We start from the raw sequence: 11,939 nt of genomic DNA on the forward strand, positions 1-11,939 counted from the left end.
CCTTCGTTTAGAACCCCGACCGCGCAAACTAACTACACGCGAATCGACAGGTTCTTTTTATCATCGCTCCAGTTACAAGCATTGCGCGCGGGGCATGCAAAGCAGGCGCGCGATGCCTTGTCGGCAGCATAGAGCAGACGCTCAAGCGGTTGTCTGTTCACGCGCAGCTTTCGATGGCCCAGAATGGCCGTCTTAATGGCTGCGGCATCGGCCGGCTCAAACGCCACATCATCGGGCATGCCGCCGAGAATCGCATCAGCGACGCGTTCGCTTGCAACATCATGGGATATACCCGATTCATACTGTTCATCTTTGCCGATATCGTGAAGAAGTGCCGTGGCGTAGATGACCTCGCGGTCAAATTCGAGCTGTTCCTCAAGATTCTTGATCCACATAATGCGAGCGACATCAAGAAGATGATCAATACCGTGGCGGCAGAAGATGCGCCCCGATTCCAACTGTGCAATGTTGCCCAGGTGCCGCCGGAACAGCCCGTTGGCACAGATGTAATCGATACGAGGCATGGCACCAAAGGGGGCCAGGCCCGAAGCCATAAAACCGCGACGCGGCGTTCCCTCGTCAGTATTCGATGTAAAGTCGTTGACGACTCTCATAGTTAGCGTCCCAGCATCCTAAAGAATCGCTCCTCGAGCGACGGATCGGTCTCAAAGACGCCGCGGCGAGCGAGCGTCACGGTCTTGGTGCCAGGCTTTTGCACGCCGCGCATGGTCATGCACATATGCTCAGCCTCTATGAGCACAATCGCTCCCTGGGGAGCGAGATAATCCATGAGAGCGTCGGCAACCTGCGCACACAGCTGCTCCTGCAGCTGCAGACGACGGGCATAGACCTCAACCGTGCGAGCAAGTTTAGACAGACCCGCCACGCGACCGTTAGGGATATAGCCGATCGCAGCCTTGCCATAAAACGGCAGCAGATGGTGCTCGCACAGCGAGTAAAACGTAATGTCGCGCTCAATAACCAAGTCGTTCGAAGCGACGGCAAAGGTTTTGGACAGGTGCTCCTCGGCACTCTGATCCATACCGCCGGCGATCTCACCATACATACGGGCAACGCGCGCCGGGGTCTCCAGCAGGCCCTCACGAGTTGGGTCCTCGCCTATGCCCTCAAGCAACAGCTTAATGGCGGCCTCGACTTTTTCCTGATCGACCATCTGGGCCTCACTTTTCCGATTTCACGTTCGCGCTATGGTACCACGCCCTTTGGCATCGGCCACAAGCTACATAGTATGGGTCGAATAGACCGGATCGTCCCGCCAAAGCTCCACAGCGTCGCAAAGCGCAACGCCCTCGCGCACAGCACGGGCGCGCGTGGCGTTCATATCAATCACGCGCTGGTTACTCGAGCCTCTAAAACGCAATGAGATATCGTACAGATCCTGAACAAACGGGCCATCCACCAACATATCGAGGCAGGCAAGGATACGGTCCGTCGCCTCGGTATGGTGGCGACCGCCCGGCATAAGCTCCTCGAGCACGTCGCCGGTAAAGCACCAAATGGTCTTGCCCGACCCCGCAGGATAGGCCGCACGCACGCGTTCGATAAAGTCAACAAGCCCCGCCTGGTTCTCGGGCTCCATAGGCTCGCCGCCCAGAATCGTCAGGCCGTCAATAAAGGGATGATCGAGGCTCTCGATAATCTTGTCCTCGACGGCACGATCGAACGGCTCGCCCGCAGCAAAGTCCCACGCGACAGAGTTAAAGCAATTCTTGCACCCACGACGGCACCCACTCACAAACAGAGAAGTACGAACGCCTTCCCCATCAGCAATGTCGAAATACTTAATGTTCGCGTAGTTCATAGGTAACTCTCCCGGGAGGCCGGGACATATCATCCCGTCCTCAAACATTCTCGGCCTTCGGCCTGCGAAACTGCGGGCGGGACGATATGTCCCGGCCTCATGCAAAGGGTAACTCAATGAACGAAGCGAACATCGAGCATAGGGTTCGAGGTCCAATAAATACTTTGTTGCAGCTCAACCGTTATCGCAAGCAAAGCGTTGTTGCAAGTCAACTCATTTCCGCTAAGAACTTCGAGGAGTGAGCAGGCCTCATGCTGCATCTCAGCTACGTCAACTTGGCTGAACCGAGAGGGCCGCTTGGGCTTTTGCTCGATATGAGTTCCGCACGCAAAGAAGGCCACTTAATGTGGCCTTCGTCTTGCGCAGGACTGTCCGAAATAGCGAGCAAATGCCCAAGCGGCCCTCTCGGTTCAGCCCCGGAGCGGTATTAGAGATGCAGCACGCGGTCGCGGATCTCCTCGGTTCGACCCTGGTTCCAGAATTGGGTACCGATGTAGCCGCACGTACGACGGGCGACGTTCATCTTCTCCTGATCGCGGTTGCCGCAGTTGGGGCACTCCCACACCAGCTTGCCGTCATCCTCGACAATCTTGATCTCACCGTCGTAGCCGCACACCTGGCAGTAGTCGCTCTTGGTGTTGAGCTCGGCGTACATGATGTTGTCGTAGATGTACTGCATCACGCGAATGACAGCCTTGAGGTTGTCCTGCATGTTGGGAACCTCGACGTAGGAGATGGCACCGCCCGGCGAAAGCTGCTGGAACATACCCTCGAACTTGAGCTTATCGAAAGCATCAATCTCCTCAGACACATGGACGTGGTAGCTGTTGGTGATGTAGCCCTTGTCCGTCACGCCCGGGATGATGCCAAAACGACGCTGCAGGCACTTGGCGAACTTGTAGGTCGTCGACTCAAGCGGGGTACCGTACAGCGAGAAGTCAATATCGCTTTCGGCCTTCCACTCGGCGCACTTGTCGTTCATGCGTTGCATGACGGCCATGGCAAAGGGCGTGCCCTCCTTCTCGGTGTGGCTGTGGCCCGTCATATACTTGACGCACTCATACAGGCCGGCATAACCCAGACTAATGGTGGAGTAACCGCCCACGAGCAGCTTGTCGATCGTCTCGCCCTTCTTCAGACGGGCGAGGGCACCGTACTGCCAAAGAATCGGTGCGGCATCCGAAAGCGTACCCATCAGACGCTCATGACGGCACAGCAGGGCGCGGTGGCACAGCTCAAGGCGCTCGTCGAAGATCTTCCAGAACTTGTCCATATCCTGGTGCGAGCTCAGCGCGACATCGGGCAGGTTGATGGTCACGACGCCCTGGTTAAAGCGACCATAGTACTTGGGCTTGTTCGGGTCGTAGTTCAGCGCGTTGGCAACGTTGTTAAAGCCGTTGCCCGAGCGGTCGGGCGTCAAGAAGCTGCGGCAGCCCATGCAGGTATAGCAGTCGCCGTTACCCGCGGTCTCGCCCTTCGACAGCTTGAGCTCGCGCATCTTTTTCTCGGAGATGTAATCGGGCACCATGCGCTTGGCAGTGCACTTGGCAGCCAGCTGGGTCAGGTAGAAGTACGGGGAATCCTCGTGAACGTTATCGTCCTCGAGTACATAGATAAGCTTGGGGAATGCCGGGGTGATCCATACGCCGGCCTCGTTCTTAACGCCCTCGTAGCGCTGGCGAAGCGTCTCCTCCACGATCATGGCAAGGTCGTGCTTCTCCTGAGGCGTACGGGCCTCGTTAAGATACATAAAGACCGTCACGAACGGCGCCTGGCCATTGGTGGTCATAAGGGTCACGACCTGATACTGAATCGTCTGGACGCCGCGACGGATCTCGTCACGCAGACGGTCCTCAACGACCTCACGGACCTTCTCGGCAGACGCAGAGACACCGAGCTCCTCGAGCTCGCGAGCGACCTCGCCGCGAATCTTTTGACGGCTCACCTCGACGAACGGGGCAAGATGGGTCAGCGAAATCGACTGGCCTCCGTACTGGGAGGAAGCAACCTGGGCGATGATCTGCGTCGCGATGTTGCAGGCGGTCGAGAAGCTGTGCGGCTTCTCGATCAGCGTACCCGAGATAACAGTGCCGTTCTGGAGCATGTCCTCCAGGTTCACCAGATCGCAGTTGTGCATGTGCTGGGCAAAGTAATCCGAATCGTGGAAATGGATCAGGCCCTCATTATGGGCATCCACGATCTCTTGAGGCAGCAGCACACGCTGAGTCAGGTCCTTGGAGATCTCGCCGGCCATGTAGTCACGCTGAACGGAATTGACGGTCGGGTTCTTGTTGGAGTTCTCCTGCTTGACCTCTTCGTTATTGCACTCGATCAGCGACAGGATCTTGTCATCGGTCGTGTTCTTCTGGCGCTTCAGGCTCTGAACATAGCGATAGATGATGTAGTGGCGGGCAACCTCGTAGCAGTCGAGACGCATGATCTCGTCCTCGACCAAATCCTGAATCTCCTCGACCGAAACAGTGTGGCCCGCGTTCTCGCATGCCTCGGCGACGTTTTGCGCCGCGTAAACCACCTGGCGGTCGGTAAGACGAGAGCTCTCCTCGACCTCCAAGTTTGCGGCACGGATGGCATTGACGATCTTATCGATGTCAAAGACAACCTCGGTGCCGCTGCGCTTGATGATCTTCATCCTCTTGCCTCTTTCGCATCGTAGCCTCATCGCGCTTCAGAGCCAAACGATACCCGGCAGGGCTTGCCCCTGTCTTGCGGCGCCGTCGCGCAATCTGTGTTCTCGATAAACCATAAGTCCTCATGCGGACAATCCTCGCGGCCGATCAAGCGGCTCAAAGACGTGTCCAAATGGGGCGAATAAGGTTCTCGTTCTCTGTCCGCCATCTATCATACGACAAAGAGGCATCTATATCCTGTATTCTTTTTTTAGGTCAAACACAACATATAGTGTTTCAGCAGGTCAAAGCAATTAGTCATTTTGCAGACGCATTAATTATGAGGGGTTCTTGGCAAGTCGGTAAAACGTTACCAACACGGCTACCTGCATGGCAGTTATAAAACCCCCTTAGTCAAGCCGCTGACAAATCCTACCAAAACCAAGCCGCTCACGCCAAAAGATTCCAAAAGATTGTGCTTGACCAACATGTTGCGGTCACGATCGGCCAGGACGTATGCAATCTGCCGGCACCTCTACGGGATGCGAAGACCATCGCGTACAGACCTTGGATCAATATTTGGTGGCTTATTTGCCGGCATGTTTGGTGGCATAAAACAAAACAGCCCAGAGACATAGCCTCTGAGCTGCGAACATTTGGTGGGCGTTAGAAGATTTGAACTTCTGACCTCTTCCGTGTCAGGGAAGCGCTCTCCCCCTGAGCTAAACGCCCAAATGGAGCGGACAACGGGGCTCGAACCCGCGACCCCAACCTTGGCAAGGTTGTGCTCTACCAACTGAGCCATGTCCGCCTGCGAGGATTTAATATACGGGATGATCCACCCAAATGCAAGAACTTTTTTTGAAAAGTTTTGCGACGCCCTCGCGAACCTCGCAAAGACATCAGCCACCACGGAAGGCGCAGGCAAACGCAAACTCGCCGTAAGAGGCCCCTACATCTCACCGAGCATAATCCAGGCAGAGCTGTCCTGCGCGAGCCTGCCGTCTGCAAGCGGTGATGAGGTGAGCAGGACCCTGCCCGCCTGCAGCTCCACGGGTGCTGCGCCAAAGTTCGTCACACACGCCCAGCCGTTGTCGCGGCTATAGGCGATGACGCCGCCCTCAGCGCCCTCGGCACCATCCGCAAGGCCGGTGCGCCCGTCAAGATCGAGCCACGCAAGATCGTTGGCGCACCCGCGCAGCTTGCGCCGCAGCCAGAGGGCGTCACGATAGAGCGCAAGCATCGATGTCGGGTCCGCTTCTTCCCTATCGGCAGCATAATCGGAAAACCATGCAGGCTGCGGCAGATGGGGCGCCGCATCGGCGTCTGCCGGCGAAAACCCAAACGATCCGCCATGCGCGGGATCGTCCGCCGCCACCCACGGCAGGGGCACACGACAGCCGTCGCGCCCCTTCTCACTCTTCGGTCCGTGCGTATTGGTCGCAGTAGGGTCTTCGAGTGCAGCCCACGGGATATCAGCCACCTCAAAAAGGCCGAGCTCCTCACCCTGATACACGTATGCCGAGCCCGGAAGCGCCAGCTCAAGCAAAAGGGCCGCCCGCGCGCGGCGCTCGCCGAGTTCACGGTCCTCGTCATAAGACGACCCGTCGCGTAAGAGCCAGTCGAGCGCAATCTGGTGGTAGCGCGTCGCCTTGATTTGCGGCAGGGCATAGCGTGTCGCCACGCGCGGCACGTCGTGGTTGGAGAGTACCCAGGTCGAGGCGGAATCGGATTCGACGGCTGCCTTCAAGCCCTTCTCGATTGCAGTGTGCATGTCATCATAGGTCCAAGTGGCCTTGGCAAACTCAAAGTTGAATGTCTGGCCAAGCTCGCTGGGACGCGCGTAGAGATACTGGCGCTCGGGCAGCACCCACGCCTCGGCAACGGCACTGCGCGGCGGATTATAGCGGTCGAACACGCGGCGCCACTCGCGATAGATCTCGTGGACCTCATTGCGGTCCCACAGCGGATGGGTGCCGTCGTCAACCATGTCATCGCCCTCGGCGAGATGCCACCGGTCGAGGTCATCGCGGTCGAGATCCTTGGCGAGACCCTGCGCCACATCAATGCGAAAGCCGTCGACGCCTCGATCGCTCCAAAACGCCAGGACGTCGCAAAAGAGCGCGTGAACCTCAGGGCATGACCAGTCAAAGTCCGGCTGCTCGGGCGTAAACATGTGCAGATACCACTGACCGTCCGCAACACGCGTCCATGCGGGGCCACCAAAGTTGGCATTCCAATTGGTGGGAGGCAGCTCGCCATGCTCGCCGCGACCATCGCGGAAGATATAACGGGCGCGCTCGGACGATCCGGGGCCGGCGGCAAGAGCGGCTTTGAACCAGGGGTGCTGGTTGGATGAATGGTTGGGCACGATATCGACGATAATCCTGATGCCGCGCGCGTGAGCCGCAGCGATCATGTCATCGAAGTCGTCAAGCGAGCCGAGACGTGGATCGACATCGCAGTAGTCCGCCACATCATAGCCACCATCGACAAGAGGCGATGGGTAAAACGGGCTCAGCCAGATGGCCTCGATACCCAGCCGCTCAAGATAGTCCATCTGCTGGGTAATGCCCGCGATATCACCCAGACCCGAACCAGTCGAATCCTTAAACGAGCGCGGGTAGATCTGATAGATCGCGGCATCAGACATCCATGAGCGCGAAGAAGACTTTTCTGTAGCCATGGGGCATATCTCCCTTGCAACGAGGTTATGCGAGATGCCCACGATGATACGCCCAAAGCGGACATTCGCGGCAAACAACGCCACAGCCACGCCCCAAAACGCTCGCTCCCTCTCGGGTTCGAACCTCCCGGGACGAATCGACCGATTAGTAAAAAGAACGGAAGACCCACTCCCCCGGCCACGACAGCGAGCGGGGCTCCGGGTGCCCCAGGTTGCCGCGAAAGAGGAGGGAAGCGTACTTTATGTACGCGACCGACGATTGAGGGGCAAGATGGGGTGCCCGGGGCTCGCGCAGCGTCAACAAAAAACGCGGTTCGTTAGAACCGCGTAAGATAGTTGGAGCGGACAACGGGGCGTCCGCGTATTTGCCGCGCAAATACGCACCGGCTTCGGCCGCCCGCCGGCGTCCTCGCCAGCTCGCTACAAACGCTCCGCGTTTGTTTAACGCTCGCTCCCTCTCGGGTTCGAGCCCAGGCGATGGGTACAAAAAAGCCCGGCTACCGTAGTAGTCGGGCTGTTGCGCTTGGAGCGGACAACGGGGTTCGAACCCGCGACCCCAACCTTGGCAAGGTTGTGCTCTACCAACTGAGCCATGTCCGCATATGTAAAACAAAACGGGCGCCGGAGCGCCCGGATGTTGCCTGGAGGCGAAGCCCGGATTCGAACCGGGGGTAAAGGCTTTGCAGGCCTCTGCCTTACCACTTGGCCACTTCGCCGAAAAAGGACCGCCTAAACGGTCCGGAAATGCAATGGAGCGGACAACGGGGCTCGAACCCGCGACCCCAACCTTGGCAAGGTTGTGCTCTACCAACTGAGCCATGTCCGCTTGCGGGTTATTAATTTACGCGAGTTGTCCAAAAGACGCAAGTACTTTTTTCAAAAAACTTGTCTGCCGCATGTTCTTAGTAGCTAAACGCGCTAAAGCGATTGGCTAGGCACACGATTCCAGCGCTCCGCTAAACAGCTTCACCATCTGCACGCGCGTGCCGGCGCCGTCCGTACGACGAGCAACCTCCACGTTATCGACGAGCATACGCATAAGCTTGATGCCACGGCCGCGTTCCTCGGATGCGACCGGTTCGCTCGTTTCATCGATAGAATAGCCGGCACCTCGATCAAGCACCTCAACCACAACGCGATCGCCATAGGCCTGAACCGTCAGGACGCACCCGATACCGCCCGCATGGTCATAGGCATTACCCAGCGCCTCCCCCGACGCCAATGCGACATCGTAGCGCTCGTCACGGCGCAACGGAAGCGATTCAAGGAGTTCGGCGATGCGATGTCGGTAGTATGGAAGATTCTCGATACCCTGACGGACCTCAACGCTCTTACTCCAGCGAGGCAGCTCCCCCACCGGAATGGCAGGAATTGACTCCCGTGCCGGCCCCACGACATGAAGGATATCGACAAGACGAGCAATCTCCAAAAAGCGAACAACTTCACCTGATGCATTGACGAGCGAAAGCAGGCCTTCTCGCCTCATAAGCTCACGAGCGCGCGTAAGCAGGAATGCCAAGCCCGTAGAATCGATAAAGCTAACAGCCTGACAGTTGATGACGACACGACGCACGCCGCGGCCAATCAAAGCATCCAACCGCCGACGCAGCGCAGGCACCGTGGCGATGTCGATATCGTCTGGTGGCGTCAAAACCGCTATGTCATTCCACTCATTCATACGACCATGGTTCCCCAAAAAAGCCCACTCGATGCATTCGTTTCCCCAACCGTACGGATTCAGCCCGCCCATCGTCGTCTATGAACGACCCCGTAAAAACTCAAGGGACACCAATGCAATGTCATCGTCCAGCGCCGATTCGGTAAATCGGTCAAGCTCGCCCAAGACCTTGCCGCAAATGCCCGATACGCCCTCACCCGAGACAGAGAGCAGAAGGTCGCGCAAGCGCTGCTCGCCAAAGAACGCTCCGGTGCGGTCGCGGGCCTCAATCGTTCCATCCGTATACATGAAGAGCATGTCGCCGGGGGCAAACGTAAACACGCCTGTCTCGTACACCATGCTCTCAAAGGCACCGATTACGCCCGATTGGCATCCAAGCAGCTCAACCTCTCCCCCACGGGCCTCGCCGCCACCCAGCGGCATCGACTCTGGCCTGATGACCATGGTCGGAGGATGGCCCGCCGAACAATACGTTGCGCGTCCGGCTTTAAGGTCAATCTTGGCGATAAAGGCCGTCACGAACGCCTCGACCCTCGAAAAGCCCATGAGCATGCTGTTAAGGGAGCGTGCCATGCGGGCCGGTCCAGCGCCCTCCCAGGCATATGCCGTCAGGGCCGTCTTGACGAGCGCGGACATCGATGCGGCCTCAATGCCTTTGCCAGACACATCACCCAGAATCATGACGGCGCAGTCGTCGGGAAGACGAATGAGCGTATAGAAATCGCCTCCGACCAACGCCGAATTCGTGGCCGACAGGTACACCGAATCGGTTGCGATACCCGGAACATCCCCCAGGGAATTTCTCATGCCGATCTGGAGCGTCTGAGCGATATGGCGCTCCTCGCGCTTTTGAGATTCGCCTTCGTAGATCAGTTCAAAGTCATGCGCCAAGTGCACCAAGTAGTCATATTCAAGGTCATCAATCGGCTCTTGGCTACCATCACGAAGCAGCAGCGCGCGCGTCGTCGGGCTCTTCGCAACAGAAGCAGGAACAATCGCGTCGTTACTGTGCTTGCCATCGCCCTCAGAGCGCGGGTGCCCCGCCTCGATGCCGGAGTCGACGTAGAGACCTTGACAAGGCAGACCATGCGCCCTAAGCCAGCCTCCCATAGGCATCGATTCGTCAACGCGAGTTATACGGACGTGTTTAAGGTCCTCGGCACTCGTACCCCCCAAAACAGATGCCTCAAAGCCATCAGGGCCAGCCCCCAGACGTGCCGCTGGCGCCGTCGTGGAAAAGAAAAGCTTCTCGGGATCGTCCGGCAAAGCAACGCGACTGCCGCCTTCAAAATCTATGACGTAGGAATCCAGACTGGCGTCATACTCAACAGGGCAAAAATGGCAGTTGAGCATATTGCAGATCTCGGACGATACCGCCTGGGTAGCCGCGACGGAATCGTCTAGAAAGGTAAACAACTCATCACGTAAGACATTGAGCGAGCGGCCAAGCTCGGCCGTGCGACGAGAGCGAAGACTCGATGCCATGCCGACCAGTTGGATAGACAAGTAATCGCAAATGACCTCGAGTACATTAACGTCATAGGCGAGCGGTGCCTGGGGGCGTTTCCAACCAACTTCCAGCACGCCAAGGATCTGCGTACCGTAAAAAACGGGAAGACAGATCTCGCTGCGGTACGGAGGCATATCCTGCACGCGCAACAGGTGCTTAGAACGATTGTCCAAGTCCATGAACATACCGGAGGCGGCCTTATCGCCCTCAAGGTCCTGTTGAATCGACAAGCGACAGGCACGCGACTCACGAAGAACATACGTCGGAATGCCAGCGCCATACGGCAAAAACTCAGGCAGGTAGCTGTCGTACAGCTCCTTGGAAACACCGCGAAGTTTAAAACCGCCGCTCTCAGAAAAATAGATAGCGGCACCCGAAGCATCGAGCGTTCCTACAAGCTGGTTCAAAACAGTATCAAGCAGGCTGGGTAACTCATCGGAGCCCACAGTGCTCATAATGACCGAGAGCGTGCCAGAGAGACGCTTGTTCGCCACTCTAAGCTCCGATAACGCACGCTTGAGTTGACGGTCGTGAGAATACTGTTCTTCGATGCTATGGAGCGCCACCAGGACACGTGGCGCGCGGCGCCCAAAGATGCGTGGAGGCGTCACGGAGCCCGCACGAACCAAGACGGGGATAAAAGAGCCGTCACTCAGCTTGAGCATCAGTTCGTTCTCGGAGCCATCGGTTTCAAATGGCAGACGATGTTCCGTCGCACGTTCAAAAGCGGACGAGTACAGGACGTCTTTAACATCTCCACCGATGACGTCGGCGCGTTCCTCGCACATCAAACCAAGTAAGCGATTATTCACATGCAGAATTGTTCCGTCGAGCTCGCAGATGATGACAGCATCGCTCGTGATCTCGACTAGTTGGGCAACGTCTGCCCACTCGTTGCGTTCAAGCGTTTCCATCGTGGACCCCACCGTCTATCGGTAACAAAAAAGCCTCCGAAGAGGCTTCTCAAATGCGATGGTGTCGGAGGCGGGACTTGAACCCGCATGACCAAAAAGCGGTCACTAGCACCTCAAGCTAGCGCGTCTGCCAATTCCGCCACTCCGACATGCTATGTTGTTGATTCACGGTTCGTTTTGTTGGACCCGCGCGTTCAACGAGGAAGATAATAACCTATGATTCGAGAACTGTGCAAGCACTTTTTTCAAAAAAGTTTACGAATTTGTAAATGAGCAGGTAGATCCGTATGTCCGGCCCCGAATCGGTGTTGCCTCCCGGCGCGTCCTCGGGCATGAGCGATATTTTGCTGCGCACTTCGTGCTGCAAAATATCGCTCCCCCTGCGGAATGCGCCGGGAGGCAACACCGATTCGGGGCCTGCAAATACGTACTTCAGGCACAGTTCTCAAACATGTTCTGAGGGCTGATATAAATTTAGTGGCTCGGCCTTGCCGAGCCCTTATATAAGGAGGCCGGAGCTAAAGCTCCGGCCTCACTCAATTTCTTATTAGATAAAGTGAGCGATCGAGGAATCGCACTCCCCTGCCGAGTTACCGCAGGGCCCGCCCTGGCGTTACTTTTCAGAACATCCCGCAGGACGCAAGAAACCCCCGCCGCACGAAGTGAACTGCCTCCCATTTCTTGGACACAAGAAATGGGAGG

Annotated in this window: 7 protein-coding genes and 6 tRNA genes; all 13 read right to left on the minus strand. The window is 57.3% G+C overall.

Translation table 11 applies throughout. The features are described 5' to 3' along the window. Positions 1-32: 32 nt before the first annotated feature. The gene (locus DWY51_RS05820; RefSeq protein ID WP_199411380.1) at positions 33-614 is read right to left on the minus strand and encodes an HD domain-containing protein; all 582 of its coding nucleotides are present in this window, start codon (positions 612-614) and stop codon (positions 33-35) included. A gap of 2 nt (positions 615-616) precedes the next feature. Continuing rightward, positions 617-1,174, minus strand: coding sequence for a GTP cyclohydrolase I FolE (gene folE / locus DWY51_RS05825; protein WP_117770170.1), 558 nt, complete (start codon positions 1,172-1,174; stop codon positions 617-619). Between the two features lie 66 nt (positions 1,175-1,240). Then, entirely contained in the window at positions 1,241-1,822 is a 582-nt protein-coding gene (gene nrdG, locus DWY51_RS05830) for an anaerobic ribonucleoside-triphosphate reductase activating protein (RefSeq protein WP_022094398.1), read from the minus strand. A 427-nt stretch (positions 1,823-2,249) separates the two neighbouring features. Beyond that, positions 2,250-4,472 carry an anaerobic ribonucleoside-triphosphate reductase gene (nrdD, locus tag DWY51_RS05835; RefSeq protein ID WP_117770171.1) on the minus strand — a complete coding sequence of 741 codons (2,223 nt, stop codon included), beginning with the start codon at positions 4,470-4,472 and terminating at the stop codon, positions 2,250-2,252. A gap of 634 nt (positions 4,473-5,106) precedes the next feature. Continuing rightward, positions 5,107-5,181 (minus strand) — tRNA-Val (locus DWY51_RS05840). 3 nt (positions 5,182-5,184) lie between these two features. Beyond that, positions 5,185-5,260 (minus strand) — tRNA-Gly (locus tag DWY51_RS05845). Positions 5,261-5,401: 141 nt separating this feature from the next. After that, positions 5,402-7,135, minus strand: a complete 1,734-nt coding sequence (locus DWY51_RS05850; protein WP_233504639.1) for an alpha-amylase family glycosyl hydrolase — start codon at positions 7,133-7,135, stop codon at positions 5,402-5,404. Positions 7,136-7,659: 524 nt separating this feature from the next. After that, positions 7,660-7,735 (minus strand) — tRNA-Gly (locus DWY51_RS05855). 42 nt (positions 7,736-7,777) lie between these two features. Then, a tRNA-Cys gene (locus tag DWY51_RS05860) sits at positions 7,778-7,851 on the minus strand. A gap of 34 nt (positions 7,852-7,885) precedes the next feature. Then, positions 7,886-7,961, minus strand: a tRNA-Gly gene (locus DWY51_RS05865). Positions 7,962-8,066: 105 nt separating this feature from the next. Further along, positions 8,067-8,813 (minus strand): anti-sigma factor antagonist, encoded by a 747-nt coding sequence (locus DWY51_RS05870; RefSeq protein WP_117770172.1) that lies wholly within the window; start codon positions 8,811-8,813, stop codon positions 8,067-8,069. 78 nt (positions 8,814-8,891) lie between these two features. After that, positions 8,892-11,237: a GAF domain-containing SpoIIE family protein phosphatase gene (locus DWY51_RS05875; RefSeq protein WP_117770173.1), complete on the minus strand. Its 2,346-nt coding sequence runs from the start codon at positions 11,235-11,237 to the stop codon at positions 8,892-8,894. A gap of 59 nt (positions 11,238-11,296) precedes the next feature. Then, a tRNA-Leu gene (locus DWY51_RS05880) sits at positions 11,297-11,386 on the minus strand. Between the last annotated feature and the right edge of the window lie 553 nt (positions 11,387-11,939).

Origin of the sequence: Collinsella sp. AF25-2LB (assembly GCF_003458415.1) — a bacterium.
In the GTDB taxonomy this organism is placed as follows: Bacteria; Actinomycetota; Coriobacteriia; order Coriobacteriales; family Coriobacteriaceae; genus Collinsella.

Bases quoted from the DNA above. Each gene is read 5' to 3' on its own strand.
- DWY51_RS05820 (WP_199411380.1), bottom strand. From the start codon at position 614: ATGAGAGTCGTCAACGACTTTACATCGAATACTGACGAGGGAACGCCG.
- DWY51_RS05870 (WP_117770172.1), bottom strand. From the start codon at position 8,813: ATGAATGAGTGGAATGACATAGCGGTTTTGACGCCACCAGACGATATC.
- DWY51_RS05875 (WP_117770173.1), bottom strand. From the start codon at position 11,237: ATGGAAACGCTTGAACGCAACGAGTGGGCAGACGTTGCCCAACTAGTC.
- DWY51_RS05850 (WP_233504639.1), bottom strand. From the start codon at position 7,135: ATGGCTACAGAAAAGTCTTCTTCGCGCTCATGGATGTCTGATGCCGCG.
- nrdD (WP_117770171.1), bottom strand. From the start codon at position 4,472: ATGAAGATCATCAAGCGCAGCGGCACCGAGGTTGTCTTTGACATCGAT.
- nrdG (WP_022094398.1), bottom strand. From the start codon at position 1,822: ATGAACTACGCGAACATTAAGTATTTCGACATTGCTGATGGGGAAGGC.
- folE (WP_117770170.1), bottom strand. From the start codon at position 1,174: ATGGTCGATCAGGAAAAAGTCGAGGCCGCCATTAAGCTGTTGCTTGAG.